Here is a 16,743-nt window from a genome sequence, read left to right on the forward strand (position 1 = left end):
TACCACCGAAGACTTGTGGTGAAACGAACTGGTAAAACTGTTACGGGCCGCCCGGGATGGGCCACCGCTCGGCGATCGCGCGCAGCGGCCCGAAGTCCACATGGTGGAACTTGTACCGCCCGCTGCGCTCCGCCCGCACGAATCCGGCCTCGGCCAGGATGTCCAGATGCTGAGAGATGGCCTGCCGCGACGAGGCGATCCCGTGCCGGCTGGCCAGCCGGGCGCAGAGCTCGAACAGGGTCTGCCCGTCCCGCTCGGCCAGCTCGTCGAGGATCGCGCGCCGCGTGACGTCGGCGAGCGCGGCGAAGACGTCGCTCACGCCCCCAACGATAGGCAAGCTGGTGCTTGCCTGTCCAGCCGCGAAAGGGGCCGGCCCGCACGGACCGGCCCCTTCCTGGCGCGTTACCTCGAGTCGACCGGCTTGCGCACGCCGCCCCAGTAGACCCAGCCCTCGGCGTACGAGACGCCCCTGGCCTTCACCGGCCCGGCGTACTTGAAGTAGTTTTTGTCGTCCGGCACGACGAGGTTCTGCCCGGCGCTGTTCTTGAGCGTCACGCCGATGTGGTACCCGGACGCGGTGTCGTAGTAGATCCCGCGCAGCTCGGTGTAGGCGCACCACTCGCCGGTGCTGCTGTTCTTGTACCACCACAGCCGGATCACCTCGCCGGTGCTGCCCGGCAGGGACAGCCCCTTCGACCCGATCTTGGTGTACCCGTCGCAGACGGTCTGCATGGCGTTCGCCGCCACCGGCGCGTACGCGATCGACCCCACCCCGATCACGGCCGCGGTCAGCAGCCCGAGCATCCGTCGTCTCCTGGTGTGCAACGTGTTCCCCCTCGCGTTGTCCGCCCGGCCCCGTGCCGGGCCGGGGGAACTCTGGCACGGCCGCGACGGGCCGTCCAACCCCGCGAAGATCAGCGGAAACGTTCGCCCTAGTATATCGATGGTCGGTATATGTAACTTACAAAGTCAACGGCGTGGGCGGGTGGTCACGGCAGCCTCAGCACGCGCCCGGTGCTGCCCGGTTCCCAATCCGCCTCCAGTACCGCCAGTGCGTCCGCCCCCGCCGCCGCCCGCAGACCGCCGGGGCGGGCGCCGGGCACCACGACCGCCCGCGGCCCGTCGAGCACGACCGGCACGACCCGCACCCCGCCCGGATAGGGCCGGGCCTGCCCGTCGACCGGCCGCTCGTCCACGGCCGCCGCCGGTCGGCCGGCGAGCCGCGCGAGGAGCGGCTCGAGGAGGGTGAGGGCGGCGACCAGCCCCGCGTACGGGTTGCCGGGCAGGCTCACCACCCACCGCCCGTCCGGCAGCGCGGCCAGCCCCTGCGGATGCCCGGGCCGGCACTCGACCCCGTCGACGAGCCACTGCGCCCCGAGCCCGTCGAGCACGCCGTGCAGATGGTCGGCGGCCCCTCGCGACGACGCCCCGGTCACCACGACCACCTCGGCCCGCGCCTCCGCGATCGCCGCGGCCAGCGCCCCGGCGTCGTCGGCCACGTGCCGCGATGCCACGCCCGGAGCGGCGTGCGCCTCGGCGTCGTCGGCCCCGTGCCGCGATGCCACGCCCGGAGTGGCGTGCGCCTCGGTGTCGTCGGCCCCGTGCCGGGATGTCGCTCCCGGAGTGGCGTGCGCCCCGGCGTCGTCGGCCCCGTGCGGGGATGTCACGCCCGGAGTGGCGTGCGCCTCGGTGTCGTCGGCCCCGTGCCGCGGTGCCACGCCCGGAGTGGCGTGCGCCTCGGTGTCGTCGGCCCCGTGCCGGGATGTCGCTCCCGGAGTGGCGTGCGCCCCGGCGTCGTCGGCCCCGTGCGGGGATGTCATGCCCGGAGTGGCGTGCGCCTCGGTGTCGTCGGCCCCGTGCCGCGGTGCCACGCCCGGGGCGGTGGGCGCGCCGGGTGCGGTGGCGACGTGGCGGCCGGGGGTGGCGAGGGCGGCGACGATGCCGGAGAAGGCGTCGAGCACCTGTCCGGGGCCGGGGGTGCCGCGCATGACCACCTCGTCGCCGGTGATCAGGCATACGACGGCCGGCCGCGGGTGGACGAGCAGCTCGGTGACGCCGGCCTGGGCGAGGGCCGCGGCGGCGACGGCGGTGATCGGTCTTCCGGCCGGGAGGATGAGGTCGCCGGGCCGGAAGTCGTCACCCACGCGGCGAATGTGGTCGCGCGGCGGGTTGTCGCCCGCCGTGAAAGAGCCGTTTTCACGCGTTCGGTTGCGGTCGGCCGCAGTGCGAGAATCCGGGCGGCGGGCGTGATCGGGTGGCGGTGTTGCGGCGGTGACGAGGTCGTGCGCGCGGGTGCAGAGCTCGTACGGTACAACTGCGGCGGTTGCTTCTGGAATGACGGCACCGGTGGCGATCTCGATGGCCTCGCCCGGGCGGAGGCTGTGCGGACGGGTGCTGCCGGCCAGCATCGGGGCGGCGACCACCCGCCACGGACCCGGGCCGGCGACCGCGTAGCCGTCCATCGCGGCCGCGTCGAAGGACGGGGACGGGACGCGGGCGGGCGCGCCGGCCGCGGTGATCAGGCCCGTGGCGGCGGCGAGCGGGACGGTGACCGGCGGGAGCGGGCGGGCGGCGGAGTGCGCGAGCGCGTGCGCCGAGGCCCAGGTGGTCACGGACAACGAGCGTACGGACCGTGCGGGATGATCCTTCCATGACCCTCAGCGTCGAACCCGCCGCGATCGCCGACGACCCGTGGACGCGCCCCGAGTGGGACCGCGCCGCGCTGCTCACCATCGATACGCAAGTCGACTTCGTCGAGGGCGGGGCGAGCCCGATCCCCGGCACGGCGGCGGTCGTTCCGGCGGTCGCGGCGCTCGCCGAGGCCTTCCGCGGCGCCGGGCGGCCCATCGTGCATGTGATCCGGTTGTACCGCGGGGAGGACGTCGACCTGCCCCGCCGCTCGCTGCTCGACGGGGGCGCGCCGATCGTGCGGCCCGGCAGTCCCGGCGCCGCGATCGCCCCGGCGCTGCTGCCCCCGGGCGCGCCCGACCTCGACGCGGAGGCGCTGCTCGGCGGGGCGTTCCAGCCGCTCGGGCCGGGGGAGTGGGCGATGTGGAAGCCGCGGTGGGGTGCGTTTCACCGTACGGGACTTGAGCCCTTTTTACGTGACCGCGGCGTCTCGACCGTGGTGGTCGCGGGGTGCAACTTCCCGAACTGTCCCCGCGCGGCCGTCATCGGGGCGAGCGAGCGCGACTTCCGCGTGGTGGTCGCGGCCGACGCGATCTCCGGCGTCGACGGGCGGCACCTGGCCGAGGCGGCCCGGCTCGGCGCCGGTCATGCCCCGGCCTCGGTGATCGGTTCACTCCTCACGCTGTCGGTCTGACGACATCGCCGCAGGTGAACGGGCCTGCGGCGAGCGGCGTGTCCCCCTGTGTCCGGCGGCGACAGGAGCCGCGGGGGAGCCCCGATCAAGGGGAGGGGAGACACATCATGGGCAGCATCATCAAGGGCATCGCGACCCTGGCCGCCGGCGCGATCGTGGGCGCGGGCGTGTACGCCGGCGTCAGCACCTTCGGCGGCGGGGCGGGCGTCCCGGACTTCGACAAGGTCGGCGACTACACCTCGACGGCCAAGAACGTGGTGAAGTTCAAGCTGGCCCCGAGCAACGACCAGCTGGCCAAGTGCATGCCGAAGGTCAAGGTCGACGTGGCGGTCGCGCTCACGACCGACGCCAAGGGCTTCGACGTGCTCGATGTGAACATGACCGGCGCGCCGCCGAACACCTCGTTCACGATCTTCCTGCTCGAGGTGCCGGCGAACCCGTTCGGCGCCGCGGAGTACATCGGCGATGTCAACACCGACAAGAAGGGCAACGGCAAGGTCGAGCTCAAGCTCATCGTGGAGGAGGCGTTCTCCTCGACGCTGGTGGGCGACAAGCGCGTCCGCAAGGAGCTCAACCACGTCGGCATGTGGTTCGCCGACCCCAAGGACGACGACTTCTGCCTCGGCAAGGGCGGCGGCCCCGTGACGCCGTTCGACGGCGACAACGAGGCCGGCATTCAGGCGTTCAACTCCGTTCCGTCGCTGCCGAAGGCTCCGCTGCCGTAGGCACGTCCGGCGTCATCGGCGTGACCGCGGTCGGCGATCCGGGCCGCTGCTCGTAGGTCTGCACGATCCAGAAACAGGCGAAGAGCGCGGCGATGCCGATCTCCAGCCAGAACAGGTTCACCCCGGAGAACCACAGCGGCACCGCGACGATCGCGGCGATGATGAGGGCCCAGGCGAGCAGACCGTACCGGTCGAGCCTCACCTGGGCCCCCGGCATGCGATGCCGCCGCCGATTCACCAGCGCGACCGCGATGATCGACAGCAGCAACCCGAGCGCGGCGAGGTAGTGCGCGCTGGCCACGAACCAGTCGAGCGACAGCACGAACGCCGCGAGCACGGCTCCATATACGGCCGCACCCCCGATGATCGCCAGCCACGGCGCCTTCTTGTCGTGGCGGAACAGGAAGATGGTGATGGCGATCCCGAGCCCGCCCAGCACGAGCAGCGCCACCATGTTGTTCTGCACGTTGGCCCGCGTAGCGTCGGCGAGCGCCTGCACGTCGGGGCACGACAGCCCGGTCGGCAGCTCCCCGCCCTCCTTGCACTGCTGGACCGCGGTGTCATAGTCCGCGCCGCGAGCCGTCGGCACGACCGCGACGATGGGCGCGAACATGCCGCCGATGTTCAGCAGCACGTCCTCCATCTCCGTCGTACCGCGCAGCGCGATCATGCACGCCCCGAGCCCGATGAGCGACCCGACGAAGATCCCCTGCGCCGGCGTGTAGTAGTACGCACTCACGGAGGAGAGCAGCTCCCCGCCCTGGTGCCAGGTCTGGAAGCCGACCGCCACCCCAAGGGCGACGAGCAGCCCGACCATCGCGATGCGGACGTACAGGTACGACCGCAGCCACGTCTCGTTCGGGTCCGTGTTCATACCCGTTAACGTGCGCCTTCACGCTCCGTGACGTCCAGGGAGCAGTCGGCTAGCTGATACCCATGTATCAAATGACCCATAGGGCGTACAGCCCGGGCGCCTGCCAGTTGGTGGCGGTGATGGTCTCGCAGTAGTAGGACGTCCATTGATGGTTCTGCTGCCCGACGTACCCGATGCCGGCGCACTGGTCGGGCCAGCCGTACAACCCTTGCCTCGTGTAGCCGGGGGCGCCTGCCTCGGCTGCCGTCGCCCCGACGCCCAAGGCGCCGGCCGCAACGGCGGCGATCAATGCGGTGCTGGCGAGGAATCGCTTCATGAAAGAAAGTTAACGATTACAACCATCGACGCGCAACGATAACTTTCGGTGACCCCCCAGTGGGGGTGGCCGTGCGTTCGGGGTGTTGATCGCCGCTCTTGGGCGGTGGCTCGCCACGGATGCACGCGTCGCTCCGCCTCGCCGACGTCGAGCCCGCCGCGGCCGCGGCGGTTGCCTCGGCGGTGCTTTGTCAGGGGTCTCGCTCGCCGGTGCCGGTTCCGTCTCGGGCTGCGGCGTGGGTTGCTGCGGCGGCTCGGCCGGTTCTGGCGTGACTGCCGTCGGTTCGGCGGGTTTCGGGGTTTCGTCGCGCAGTTGCCGCAGCTTCTCGGCGTGGCGTTGGGCCAGCCCCCAATCGCGGTGCCTTTTGTGTTCTTTGCGAAACTCTTCCGTGCTGGCGCAGTCCCCGGCCGCTGGAGCGCCCGGACAGTATCAGCGCGGTCCCGGTGACGACTTTGGTCACCGTTCGGTGGTCCAGGAGAGAAGTTGGAAATAGAAGTAATTCAAGACACGCCAACTGGGTGGGCCGCCGATAGGCGGGCCGGAGCGGAAGCCCACCCCGGCCCGAGCAAAGGTCAACGAGCGGAGCAGCTGACCCCGGTCACCGCGAAGTTCGGCCCGTTGAAGACCAAGCCCCAACTCGTGCTCGCGTTCGCGTTGACGGTGCCGTTGTAGGCCGCGTTCGAAGCCGTCACGTTCTGCCCCGACTGCGAGACCACGGCGCTCCAGGAGCTGGCGATCGAAACCCCGGTCGGCAGCGTGAACTTCACCGTCCACCCGGACGTCGGGGCGGTGCCGGTGTTGGTCACGCGGACGTCCGCCTGGCCGCCACCCGTCCACGACCCCGTCGTCGTCACCGCGGCAGTGCAGCCGCCGGCCGGAGCGGGGGAGGACGACGCCGAGCGGGACGGCGAGGAGGACACCGAGCGCGAGGGCGACGTCGAGACTGACGGCGACGAGGAGACCGAGCGGGACGGCGACGGCGAGGTCGAGGTGCTCGTGGTCGTGTAGGTCGCCTGGGTGTACGCCTGGCTGCACTGCGACGAGCAGGCGGCCGGCAGCGAGAACGCGTACTCCCGCCCGCCGAAGAGCAGGGCGTCCGAGGAGTCGCGGACGCGGATCCGGAAGTCGGTGCCGCCCGAGACGGTGCCGCCGATGATGTAGGACTGGCCCATGTCGCCGTTCATGGCGGCGGCGGTCCAGGTGCCGTTGGCGTAGTACTCGATGCCGTGGATGCCGTTGGGCAGTTTTGACACCGCGATCGCCGGCCACCAGCGCTGGGCGCCGTTGAGGAAGCCGATTTTGATGTCGCCGGTGTACGACGGGGCCGGGATGAACTGCCAGGAGACGTGGCGGTTGTTCCAGTGGTTGGGGTACAGGTCCGGCATCGGGGCGCCGTTCTTGACGAACTTGTTCAGCGAGTCCTTGGACAGGTCCAGGTGGTACTTGTCGTCGCGGCACCAGGCGTTGGAGTCGCCGCAGCTGTCGGCGACGATCATGTCCAGGGTGCCGTCGTTGTAGGCGTCGGCGGTGAAGGCGCCGTTGCGGCAGAAGGCCTGGCCCAGGGCGCCGTCGTTCACGCCGGTGCAGTAGTCGCCGATCTTCACGCGGACCCAGCGGCCGCAGTTGTGGCCGTTGTTCCAGATTCCCATTTTGTCGGCGTTGGCGGACGACAGCGGGCGCGGGTAGAACGTGCCGTCGCCCGGGGTGTCGAAGACGTTCAGCGCGACGAAGTTCTGGGTCTCCAGCTCTGCCTGGGGGAGACCGCAGCCGCCGTACGGGGCGCCGAGGCCGTCGAAGTACGTCGCGTTGCCCGTCACCGGGGCCGTGGGCTCCGGCACCGTGGCCCGCGCCGAGGGCTGCAGGGCCAGCACGATGAGGGCGGCGCCGGATGCGGCGATGACCGGGATGGCCAGCCGGGCCCACCAGATTCCACGATGCATGCCAGCAACGTCCGCGCCCCGCGTCCGGGCCGTCAACCGGGCGGCCGGCGGCGCGCGCCCGACCTGCGGCGGTACGAGAAAGTTCCATAATGAACGGATGGTCATGCCGCAGATGCCCGTCAACCTGCCCCGGCCCTCGCGGCGGATCAGTGCCGAGGACATTCTCGCCGGGCGGTACACGATGGACGGCTATCCGTTCCGGTACTGCTACCTCGTGCCCGGCTCGACCGCCCTGGCCGGGGCCGCGTTCAGCTTCGGCACCGGCCAGGGCGACCTGATGCGCGACCAGGTGCTCAGCGCGGTCGAGTTGCTCGAAACGCGCGGCTGGCACCTGGTCGCCATCGAACAGAACGGTCTGGTCGCCTACCTGCGAAAGTGACTACTGCGGCAGCGTGAACTTCTGCGCGCCGCTGCCGTTGCAGTCCCAGATCTGCACCTGGGTGCCCGCCGTGGTCGAACCGTTCGGGTCGTCCAGGCACTTGTTGGCCTGCGGGTTGTAGTACGTGTTGTCGGACCGGTGGATGAACACCTGGGCCCCGGTGCTGTTGCAGTCCCACAGCTGCAGTTTGGCCCCGTTGGCGGTCGAGCCGCCCGGGATGTCCAGGCACTTGCCGAACGCCCGCAGCGTGCTGCCGGCCTCGACGTAGGTCCACTGCTGCGCGCCGGTGCCGTTGCAGGTGTAGATCTGCACCGGGGTGCCGTTGGCCGAGTTGGACGAGCGGACGTCCAGGCACAGGCCGCCCGGGCCCTTGACCGCCTTGCCGCTGGTCGGCGGCGGGGTCGTGGTGCCGCCACCGCCGCCACCGCCGGCGGTGTACGCCGCGACGTAGTCGACGATCATCGGCACGCCGGACACGGTGTTGCCGTTGGGGCCGCCGCCGAACGCGTCCGGGAAGCCGCCGCCGATCGCCACGTTGAGGATCATGAAGAACCCGTGGTGCGTGGCGTTGTTCCAGGTGTTGGCGTCGACCTGGTTGGCGTTGACGGTGAAGAAGTTGTTGCCGTCGAGGTAGAAGCGCAGCTGCTCCGGCGAGGTGCTGCGGTCCTGCTCCACGGCGTAGGTGTGGAAGCCGGTCTGGCAGCCGCCGCACGCGCGCTCACCGCTGCCGATGCCCGTCGTCTCGTTGCACGGGCCGCCGGGGTTGGTGCCGCAGTGCAGCGTCGCGAACTCCGAGCTGCGGCCGTTGATGTCCTCGAGGATGTCGATCTCACCGATGCCGGGCCAGCCGGTCGCCCCGGTGCCGCGCGCCGCCGCGCCCAGCGCCCAGAACGCGGGCCAGTAGCCGGCGCCGTTGGAGGTGTTGACGTTCGGCTGCTGGATGCGGGCCTCCATCCGCAGCTTGCCGCCGGCCGGGGCGGCCAGGTCGGTGCGCTGCGTCTCGATGCGGCCGCTGGTCCAGTTGCCGGCCCCGTCCCGGATCGGCTTGATGTTGAGGTTGCCGTTGCCGTCCAGGTACACGTTCTGCGTGCTGTTGGTCATGTTCTCGATCTCGCCGGTGCCCCAGTTGCCGGCGCCGCCGGGGTACCCGTGACCGAGGTCGTACATCCAGTTTGCGGTGTTGACGCCGGAGCCGGCGGCCCCGTTGAAGTCGTCGGCGAAGACCTGGGTCCAGCCGGACGGGGTCGGCGGCAGCGACGCGGAGGCACTGGGCAGTGCCGCGAACGTCGCCGCGGCCAGCACGGCGACGCCGCCGCCGGCCAGGAGCGCGAGGCGCCCCCGGCGACGACGTGTGGGATTCTGTTGGCTTTCCACAGCGATTTGGCCCTTCTCAAACTGGGGGCGGGGGTAGAGCCATGCCTGTTCAGCCCTCACCTGGCGGGCGTGAGAGCGCTCTCAGGCAGCATCGCTGACTCGAAAGATTGTTGTCAATAGGAAGCCGAAGTCACCCTAGTCAAACAGTCACCCGACCGGCATGTCCCGCCGCCGCAGCCCGACCAGGCCGGCCGCGCCGAGTACCAGCGCGACCACCGTCAGCCACACGACCGGCGTGGCGGAGAACGCGGCGCCCGGCAGCTTCGGCACGTGCGCGAACGGGGTGACGTCCAGCAGGTACTGGTTCAGCCCGAACAACCCGCCCAGCTCGACGAGCAGCACCGACACGATCAGCGCGGCCCAGGCGAGGGTGCTCAGCCGCGGCGCGAACCCGATCAGCGCGACCCCGATCCCGGCCAGCACCAGCGCCGCCGGCAGCTGCACCAGCGCCGCCCCGAACAGCCGCGCGGTCTGCCCGCCGACGTCGTGGACCTGCGCGCCGTACACGAGGCCGCCGGCGACCCCGGCCACGGCCAGCAGCGCCGCCGTGCCGAGCACCGCGAACGTCAGGTGGCTCGCGGCCCACCGCACCCGGTCGACCCGGGTCGCGAGCAGCGCCTCGACCCGGCCGCTGGCCTCCTCCTGGCGCAGCCGCAGGGTGGCCTGGATGGAGTACACGGCGACGAGCTGGCCGATGATCGCGTAGATGGCGCCCAGGAACGCGTCGGTGAGCCCGGCCTTCCCGCCCATCCGGGTCAGGATGTCGGTGAGCTGCTGGTTCGGCGACTGCAGGCCGTCGATGCCGGTCGCCGCGCCGCCCATCACCGCGCCGCTGAGGGCCAGCGCGACGAGCCAGCCGATCAGCAGCCCGCGGTGCAGGCGCCAGGCCAGCGCGAGCGGGGTGCGCAGGCCGGGCGACGCCGTGGCCGGGCCGGGGCGGTCCGGGAGCAGACCGGCGCCCACGTCACGACGATCCACGAGGGTGTACCCCACGACGCCGAACACCACCGCGAAGCCCACGAACAGCAGGCCCACCCACCAGCGCTCCCCCGCGAAGGGCCGCATGTGCAGGGCCCACCCGGTGGGAGACAGCCAGCTCAGCGCGGTCGGGCCGGTGTCGCCGACGGCCCGCAGCAGGTACGTGCCGCCCAGCACGGCGCCGGCGATCCCGGTGGCCGCGCGGGCGCTCTGGGTCAGCTGCGCGCAGGCCGCCGCGATCGCCGCGAACAGCAGCCCGAACAGCGTGACGGCCAGGCCGAACGCGAAGGCACCGGCCGGGTCGAGCCCGACGCCGAGCAGCCCCAGCGCGGCGAGCAGCCCGATGAGCACGTCGACGGCGGCGGTGACGAGCAGGGCCGAGGTCAGCGGGGCGTACCGGCCGACGACCGTGGCCCGCACGAGCTCCAGGCGCCCGGTCTCCTCCTCGGTGCGCGTGTGCCGGACGACGGTCAGGATGCTCATCAGCCCGATGAGGATGAACTCGGTGATGCCGATCTTCCACGCGGTCAGCGCCCCGATGTTCACGGCGAACAGCGGGCCGCTCAGCGCGACGAGGGACGGGTTGCTCAGCACGCCGCTGACGGCCTGGAGATCGGCGTCAGTGGGGTACAACTTCTGGTAGTTGGCGGCGGTGCCCATCGGCATCACCGCGAGGCCGAGCACCCAGACGGTGAGCCGGAACCGGTCCAGCCGCAGGGCCAGCCGCGCGAGGGCGCGGGTGCCGGTCAGGGCGGTCATCGCGCCGCCTCCGAGCGGTCGTAGTGGCGCAGGAAGATCTCCTCGAGCGTCGGCGGCGTGCTGGTCAGGCCGCGCACGCCGATCGCGGTGAGCTTGCGCAGCACCGGGTCGAGCTCGGCGTTGTCGACGCTGAAGCGGATCGAGCCGTTGGAGGTCTGCAGGTCGTGCACGCCGGCGAGGTCACCGAGGCCGTCGACCGGCCCGGCGAGATCGGCCTGGATCGACGTGCGGGTCAGATGGCGCAGGCTCTGCAGGGTGCCGGTCTCGACGGACCGTCCGTCCCGGATGATCGTGACGCGGTCGCACAACGCCTCGACCTCGGCCAGGATGTGGCTGGACAGCAGGACGGTACGGTTGCCGCGTCGTTGTTCTTCGCGGATCACCTGGCGGAAGACCTCCTCCATGAGGGGGTCGAGGCCGGAGGTGGGCTCGTCGAGCAGGATCAGCTCGACGTCGGAGGCGAGGGCGGCCACGAGCGCCACCTTCTGGCGGTTGCCCTTGGAGTAGGTGCGGCCCTTCTTGGTGGGGTCGAGGTCGAAGCGCTCCAGCAGCTCCTTGCGGCGCGCGGGGTCGAGCCCGCCGCGGAGCCGGCCGAGCAGGTCGATGACCTCGCCGCCGGACAGGTTCGGCCAGAGCGTGACGTCGCCGGGCACGTAGGCGAGGCGCCGGTGCAGCTGCGCCGCGTCCTTCCAGGGGTCTCCGCCGAGCAGTTGCGCGGACCCGGAGTCGGCGCGCAGGAGGCCGAGCAGCACGCGGATGGTGGTGGACTTGCCGGCGCCGTTCGGGCCGAGGAAGCCGTGCACCTCCCCGGTCTGCACGGACAGATCGAGCCCGTCGAGCGCACGGGTGCGCCCGAACGTTTTGACCAGTGCGTCAACGCGGATCGCCTCGGTCATGGTTGCTCATTGCTCCTTCAGATTGGCTCGCAGATCGTCCATCGCCCGGTGGGCGGCGGCGGCGAGCTCGGGGTCGAGCAAGGTGGTGGAGTAGAAGTCGACCATCGCGCCGACCAGGCGCGTGTACCCCTCCGTCTGGAACATGTCCGCGCCGAGGTTGCGCGAGACGTGCTCGTGCATCGCGAGCAGCCCGGACTGCATGCCGATCAGGACCGTCGCGAAGCCGCGCCGGTCCTCGGTGATCCCGGGTGCGATCTTGTCGATCCACTCCTCGGCGATGCCGACCATGTGGTCGAACAGCTTCGCGGCGGCGGGGGAGCCGTCGAGCAGGGCCCGGGTGACGTAGCGGTACATGAGCATGACCGTCGGGTGCACGGAGGGCATGAACCCGGGGTTGGTCAGCTTGCCCTCGAGGAGGATCTCCTCCTTGATCCCCATCGAGCGGTCGAGCATGTACTGGTCGCAGACCTCGCGCAGGCCCTCCTTGGACCCGAAGTGGTGCCGCAGCAGCCCGGGGGAGACCCCAGCGGCCTGCGCGATGTCGCGCACGGTGGTGCCGTCCATGCCGCGGTCGGCGAACAGCCGAATGGCCGCGTCCCGGATCCGCGCCCGGGCCGTCAGGTCCTCGTTGGCCGGATCCGTCATGTGCGATCACCCCTATACGCGCGTATTGCCGACTACTCGCTCCAGTAGCCGACTATACGCGCGTATAGCGGTCCGTCAACCGCCGTCGGGATCGAGCCGGTACCCCGCCCCGCGCACGGTGCGAATGGCGGTCCGCTGATAGGGGTGATCGATCTTCTTGCGCAGGTAGCCGACGTAGACCTCGACGATGTTCGGATCGCCGTCGAAGTGCGCATCCCACACGTTCTCGATGATCGCCGTGCGGCTGAGCACGTCGCCGGGGTGCCGGAGCATGAACTCGAGCAGCGCGAACTCGCGCGCGGTGACGGAGATTTCGTCGGTACCGCGGGTCACTCGCCGCTGCACCGGATCGAGCCTCAGGTCGCCGGCGCTGAGCACCACGGGGCGCTGCGGGGCGCCCCGCCGGATGAGCGCGCGGAGCCTGGCCACGAGCACTACGAACGAGAAGGGCTTGGTCAGGTAGTCGTCGGCCCCGAGGTCGAACGCGTCGGCCTGGTCGTACTCGCCGTCCTTGGCCGTGAGCATCAGCACGGGCGTCCAGACCTGCCGCGCGCGGAGCTGCCGGCACACCTCGTACCCGGACAGCCCGGGGAGCATGATGTCGAGCATGATCGCGTCGTAGGCCCCGTGCGGCGTCTCGGTCGCGGCCCAGAGCCCGTCGACCCCGGTGTGCATGAGGTCGACGGTGAACCCCTCGCCGTTGAGCCCGTCCCGAATCGTCTCGGCGAGGTTGACCTCGTCCTCGACCACGAGCACCCGCACGCTTGCCCCCCTTCGACCCCGGCGCGACACCGTAGGGTCACACCGGGATCCTGAACCAATCCTGAAGATCAGCGCGGGGTATCGGCCGAAGGTTTGAACGCGGGCCCGTGCCCGGGGACGATCAGGCCGGCGATCTCCAGGACCCGCTCGCGGCCCGCGTGCAGGGCGTTCAGGTCGGTGGCGAAGGGGTCGGCGGCGGAGTTCGCGTCCCACCACAGGTGCGTGAACGCCACCAGCCCGTCGTCGGTCTCGGCCAGGGTGGTGATGTCCTCCGGGGTGTGGCCGGGGGTACGGATGAGGCGCACCGACGGCCCCACCTCGTACCCCTCGGCGTCCCGGTCCTCCCACAGGTCGCCCTCGTAGATCGCCCAGTGGTCGTGGAACCGCGCGTTGAGGAACAGCGCGGCGTTGAGCGTGTGGTCGGGGTGGTGGTGGCTGAACACCACGTCGGTGACGTCGCCCGGCTCCACCCCGAGCGCGCGCAGCGGATCGAGGATCAGGGCCCGGTCGCGCACCATGCCGGGGTCGGTCACGATCAGGCGGTCACCGTCGCGGATGAGGCTGATGGTGCTGCCGACGTGGCCGCCGACGTACCCGGTGTGCAGCAGGTTCACAGTCGCGCTCATGCCGCCAGCATCCGCCGTTTCCGGGTGGTCCCACCAGGGGACGACGCCCTCGCCGCCTGCCGTGGGGTGGTCTTACCAGGGGACGACGCCCTCGTCGTCGAAGAAGCCACCCGTGGGGCCGTTGTCGGGCAGGGTGGCCAGGTGGATGGCGATGGCCGCACCCTGGGCCGGCGTGCGGTACCCGCGGAATCCGTTCAGGTCGGTCGCGCAGAACCCCGGGCAGCCCGCGTTGACGAGGATGTTCGTGTCGCGCAGCTCCTTCGCGTACTGCAGCGTCACGGCGTTGAGGAACGACTTCGACGGCGCGTATGCGGCGGAGATCGGCCCCTGCTCGCCCTCGGACTGCCGCGTGAGCGACCCGACCGTGCTCGACATGTTCACGATGCGCGGCGCCGCCGAGGCGCGCAACAACGGCAGGAACGCGTTGGTCACGCGCACCACGCCGAGCACGTTCGTCTCCACCGCCGCGCGGATCGTGTCCAGATCGACGAGCGTCGGCTGCTGCGGCATGCCGCCGGTGATGCCCGCGTTGTTCACGAGCACATCCAGCCGTTCGAGCGACGATGCGGCCGCGGTCACGCTTTCGTCGGACGTCACATCGAGCGGTACCCCGAACGCGTCCACGCCCGCCGCCACCAGCTTGGCCACGGCGGCGTCGCGCGACTCGGCCGACCGGGCGCCCACGCCGACGCGGTAGCCCAGCGCACCCAGGCCGGCGGCGATCTCGTACCCGATGCCCTTGTTCGCGCCCGTCACGAGCGCCACCTTCGCTTCACTCCTCATGTCATCGATCCTGCTCGCCCGCGCACGAATGCGAAAACACCGATCGGGTGGTCAGCGATACCCTGGCGGTATCGACATCGAAACACGGGAGCTGCGGTACTTCGTCGCGGTCGCCGAGGAGCTGCACTTCGGCCGGGCCGCGCAGCGCCTGGGCATCGCGCAGCCGCCGCTGTCCCGTGCGATCCGCCAGCTGGAACGCCGCCTCGGTGTGGCGCTGCTGGAACGCACCAGCCGCACGGTCGCGCTGACCGAGGCCGGCCACGTGCTGCTGCGCGAGGCCCGCGCGGCGCTCGAGGCGGTGGAAGCGGCCGCGCGGCGCACCCGGCGGGCCGCCGCCCCCGTCCCCGGGATCGTGCTGGTCACCAAGGCCGGCGCGTCGGCCGAGCTGCTGGCCAAGCTCCTGGACGCCTACGCCGCCGAGCCGGACGCCGTCCCCGTCGACGTGCAGTTGTGCGGCATCGGCGAACAGGAACGCCTGTTGCGCGACGGGCGCGCGGATGTGGCGCTGCTGCACCTGCCGTACGACTCGCCGGCCGGTTTCGACACCGAAGTCCTCAGCGTCGAGTCCCAGGTGGCGGTGCTGCCGGCCGGGCACCCGCTCACCATCCGGCCGAGTCTGCGCATGGCCGAGGTGATCGACCTGCCCGACCTGCCGCTCCCGCGCTGGCCGGAGGCCGACGGCAGCTACCCGCCGGGCCGCGGGCCGGAGGCGAAGGACAACTCCCAGCTGTACCAGTTGATCGCCCTCGGCCGCGCCTGCGCGATCCTGCCCGAGTCCGCCCGCACCCACCTCCGCCGCGACCTGGTGGCCGTCCCGCTGGACGACGCGCCCACGGTCACAACGCTGATCGCATGGCCGGCCCACAGCCATTCCCGCGCCGTGGCCGACCTGGTCCGCGCGGCGACGCGCATCTGATCAGGTTTGCCCGCGGGTTTTGTTCAGGTGCCGGACGGTTGCGCCGATGGTCTCAGCGTCACACGGAAGCGACGCACACACTGGGGGCAGGGATGACCACGAACACCACCATCAAGCGCACGCTGGTTCTCGCCGGGCTGACCGCCGCCGCCGGGATCGCCGCCCTCGCCGGGGGCACCGCCGCGCAGGCCGCCGCCACCCCGAGCGTCTACGCCAGCCACGGCGCCGTCTACGTCAAGCAGGCCGGCCACACCACCCGCCTCACCAGCGACGACGTCAACAAGCAGCCGGCCCTGTCCCCGGACGCCACCCAGATCGCCTACGTCCACAACGACACCGTCTGGGTCATGAACCTCGACGGCAGCGAGCAGCACCAGGTCAGCGACCGCACCGGCAGCACCCCGGCCTGGGACGCCAGCGGCGTGCGCCTCACCTACACCGCCACCTCCTGCACCGGCGCCCCCGGCACCTTCCGCACCGGCACCAACGGCGGCGACACCTCCGAGGTCCTCGCCCCCACCGCCTGCGTGAGCCAGGAAGCCCCGCAGGTCGGCTACATCATGGGCTGAGTCACCGGTTCGCATTCGAGCACAACCGACTGCGCGGTTCGCACAAAAGCGGCCACCGCCGTCGAGCGCGAATTGGCCGGCCACGCGACCGCGAGCGTCACCGGGTCGATCTCGGCGATCGGCCGGTACGCGATGCCGGGCCTCGGAAAACGCGCCGCCACGAACTCCGGCAGGAACCAGACCACCCCGCCGACCTCGACCAGGTTGAAGATCTGCGACAGGTCGAAGCTCCGCCCGTTCGCCAGCATCCGCCCACGCGTGGCCGGCGAACCGTCCGGGAGCTGCCGCCCGGCCAGATCGGACAGCCGCAGCGTCTTGTGCGCCGCGAGCGGATCGGCCGCCGCGAGCGCAACCACGCACGGCGTTGTGAGCAGTGGCTCCACGTCCAACCCGCGCGCGTCGAACGGCGTCGGCACCAGCGCCACGTCCGCCCGCCCGTCGTGCAGCGCCGGCACCTGCTCGCCCCGCCCGCCCATCAGCAGCTCGACGGGCAGCGCGCCGAAGGCCTCGAGCAGCCGCGGCAACAGTCCCGCGTCATAGTCGGCCTTCAAAGCCAACCGCAGCGTTTGTACCCCCTGTGCCGACCGCCGAGCCCGCCCCTCCGCCGTCGCCACCGCATCGAGCGCGACTCGCGCATCATCGAGCAGTTGCTCGCCGGCCGGCGTGAGCGAAACCTGCCGCGTCGTTCGAACGAGCAGTTGCACGCCAAGCTGGCGTTCGAGCTCCCGGATCGCGCGCGACAACGGCGGCTGCGCCATCGACAGCCGCGCCGCCGCCCGCCCGAAGTGCCGCTCCTCGGCCACGGCCACGAAGTACCGCAGCTGCCGCGTCTCCAGCTCACTCATATCCCCAGGGTATCAATCGAGACGCACCCGGTCC

At 71.3% G+C, this 16,743-nt stretch carries 19 protein-coding genes; 5 read left to right on the forward strand and 14 right to left on the reverse strand.

Features of this window, described 5'->3' with window-relative positions:
* Positions 1-40: 40 nt before the first annotated feature.
* The 3 genes from ACQPZ4_RS13735 to ACQPZ4_RS13745 all read right to left on the reverse strand — a co-directional run bounded on the left by ACQPZ4_RS13735 (position 41) and on the right by ACQPZ4_RS13745 (position 2,612).
* Positions 41-319, reverse strand: a complete 279-nt coding sequence (locus tag ACQPZ4_RS13735) for an ArsR/SmtB family transcription factor (RefSeq protein WP_433059963.1) — start codon at positions 317-319, stop codon at positions 41-43.
* A gap of 83 nt (positions 320-402) precedes the next feature.
* Positions 403-804 carry a hypothetical protein gene (locus tag ACQPZ4_RS13740; RefSeq protein WP_433059966.1) on the reverse strand — a complete coding sequence of 134 codons (402 nt, stop codon included), beginning with the start codon at positions 802-804 and terminating at the stop codon, positions 403-405.
* Between the two features lie 185 nt (positions 805-989).
* Positions 990-2,612, reverse strand: coding sequence for a molybdopterin-binding protein (locus tag ACQPZ4_RS13745; protein WP_433059969.1), 1,623 nt, complete (start codon positions 2,610-2,612; stop codon positions 990-992).
* Positions 2,613-2,650: 38 nt separating this feature from the next.
* Here ACQPZ4_RS13745 and ACQPZ4_RS13750 point away from each other — a divergent pair, with 38 nt between their 5' ends.
* Positions 2,651-3,322, forward strand: a complete 672-nt coding sequence (locus tag ACQPZ4_RS13750; protein ID WP_433059972.1) for a cysteine hydrolase family protein — start codon at positions 2,651-2,653, stop codon at positions 3,320-3,322.
* A gap of 107 nt (positions 3,323-3,429) precedes the next feature.
* Positions 3,430-4,047, forward strand: a complete 618-nt coding sequence (locus tag ACQPZ4_RS13755) for a hypothetical protein (protein ID WP_433059975.1) — start codon at positions 3,430-3,432, stop codon at positions 4,045-4,047.
* On the opposite strand, the gene ACQPZ4_RS13760 is transcribed toward ACQPZ4_RS13755, so the two are convergent.
* The 3 genes from ACQPZ4_RS13760 to ACQPZ4_RS13770 all read right to left on the reverse strand — a co-directional run bounded on the left by ACQPZ4_RS13760 (position 4,007) and on the right by ACQPZ4_RS13770 (position 7,177).
* A complete protein-coding gene (locus tag ACQPZ4_RS13760; RefSeq protein ID WP_433059978.1) occupies positions 4,007-4,921 on the reverse strand; it encodes a hypothetical protein in 915 nt (304 codons plus the stop codon). The genes ACQPZ4_RS13755 and ACQPZ4_RS13760 overlap by 41 nt on opposite strands.
* A 67-nt stretch (positions 4,922-4,988) precedes the next feature.
* Positions 4,989-5,237 (reverse strand): hypothetical protein, encoded by a 249-nt coding sequence (locus tag ACQPZ4_RS13765; RefSeq protein ID WP_433059981.1) that lies wholly within the window; start codon positions 5,235-5,237, stop codon positions 4,989-4,991.
* 572 nt (positions 5,238-5,809) lie between these two features.
* On the reverse strand, positions 5,810-7,177 hold the full coding sequence (locus ACQPZ4_RS13770; protein ID WP_433059984.1) for a cellulose binding domain-containing protein: 1,368 nt from the start codon (positions 7,175-7,177) through the stop codon (positions 5,810-5,812).
* A 97-nt stretch (positions 7,178-7,274) separates the two neighbouring features.
* On the opposite strand from ACQPZ4_RS13770, the gene ACQPZ4_RS13775 reads away from it, so the two are divergent.
* Positions 7,275-7,556 (forward strand): hypothetical protein, encoded by a 282-nt coding sequence (locus tag ACQPZ4_RS13775; RefSeq protein ID WP_433059986.1) that lies wholly within the window; start codon positions 7,275-7,277, stop codon positions 7,554-7,556.
* Here the strand turns inward: ACQPZ4_RS13775 and ACQPZ4_RS13780 are convergent, their stop codons facing one another.
* The 7 genes from ACQPZ4_RS13780 to ACQPZ4_RS13810 form a co-directional block, all read right to left on the reverse strand.
* A complete protein-coding gene (locus ACQPZ4_RS13780) occupies positions 7,557-8,930 on the reverse strand; it encodes a ricin-type beta-trefoil lectin domain protein (RefSeq protein ID WP_433059989.1) in 1,374 nt (457 codons plus the stop codon).
* Positions 8,931-9,077: 147 nt separating this feature from the next.
* Positions 9,078-10,667: an ABC transporter permease gene (locus tag ACQPZ4_RS13785; protein ID WP_433059992.1), complete on the reverse strand. Its 1,590-nt coding sequence runs from the start codon at positions 10,665-10,667 to the stop codon at positions 9,078-9,080.
* Entirely contained in the window at positions 10,664-11,563 is a 900-nt protein-coding gene (locus tag ACQPZ4_RS13790; RefSeq protein ID WP_433059995.1) for an ATP-binding cassette domain-containing protein, read from the reverse strand. The genes ACQPZ4_RS13785 and ACQPZ4_RS13790 overlap by 4 nt, the downstream gene beginning before the upstream one ends.
* A gap of 6 nt (positions 11,564-11,569) precedes the next feature.
* The gene (locus ACQPZ4_RS13795) at positions 11,570-12,208 is read right to left on the reverse strand and encodes a helix-turn-helix domain-containing protein (RefSeq protein WP_433059998.1); all 639 of its coding nucleotides are present in this window, start codon (positions 12,206-12,208) and stop codon (positions 11,570-11,572) included.
* Between the two features lie 75 nt (positions 12,209-12,283).
* Positions 12,284-12,970, reverse strand: a complete 687-nt coding sequence (locus ACQPZ4_RS13800) for a response regulator transcription factor (protein WP_433060000.1) — start codon at positions 12,968-12,970, stop codon at positions 12,284-12,286.
* A gap of 68 nt (positions 12,971-13,038) precedes the next feature.
* Positions 13,039-13,596: an MBL fold metallo-hydrolase gene (locus tag ACQPZ4_RS13805; RefSeq protein WP_433060003.1), complete on the reverse strand. Its 558-nt coding sequence runs from the start codon at positions 13,594-13,596 to the stop codon at positions 13,039-13,041.
* A 72-nt stretch (positions 13,597-13,668) separates the two neighbouring features.
* Positions 13,669-14,379 (reverse strand): SDR family oxidoreductase, encoded by a 711-nt coding sequence (locus ACQPZ4_RS13810; RefSeq protein WP_433060006.1) that lies wholly within the window; start codon positions 14,377-14,379, stop codon positions 13,669-13,671.
* Positions 14,380-14,455: 76 nt separating this feature from the next.
* Here ACQPZ4_RS13810 and ACQPZ4_RS13815 point away from each other — a divergent pair, with 76 nt between their 5' ends.
* Entirely contained in the window at positions 14,456-15,295 is an 840-nt protein-coding gene (locus ACQPZ4_RS13815; protein WP_433066517.1) for a LysR family transcriptional regulator, read from the forward strand.
* A 92-nt stretch (positions 15,296-15,387) separates the two neighbouring features.
* A complete protein-coding gene (locus ACQPZ4_RS13820; RefSeq protein WP_433060009.1) occupies positions 15,388-15,864 on the forward strand; it encodes a TolB family protein in 477 nt (158 codons plus the stop codon).
* Here ACQPZ4_RS13820 and ACQPZ4_RS13825 read toward each other — a convergent pair.
* Positions 15,849-16,709, reverse strand: coding sequence for a LysR family transcriptional regulator (locus ACQPZ4_RS13825; protein WP_433060012.1), 861 nt, complete (start codon positions 16,707-16,709; stop codon positions 15,849-15,851). The two genes, ACQPZ4_RS13820 and ACQPZ4_RS13825, sit on opposite strands and share 16 nt — an antisense overlap.
* Positions 16,710-16,743: the final 34 nt, after the last annotated feature.

It is taken from the genome of Dactylosporangium sp. CS-033363 (assembly GCF_050942475.1).
Classification (GTDB): Bacteria; Actinomycetota; Actinomycetes; order Mycobacteriales; family Micromonosporaceae; genus Dactylosporangium.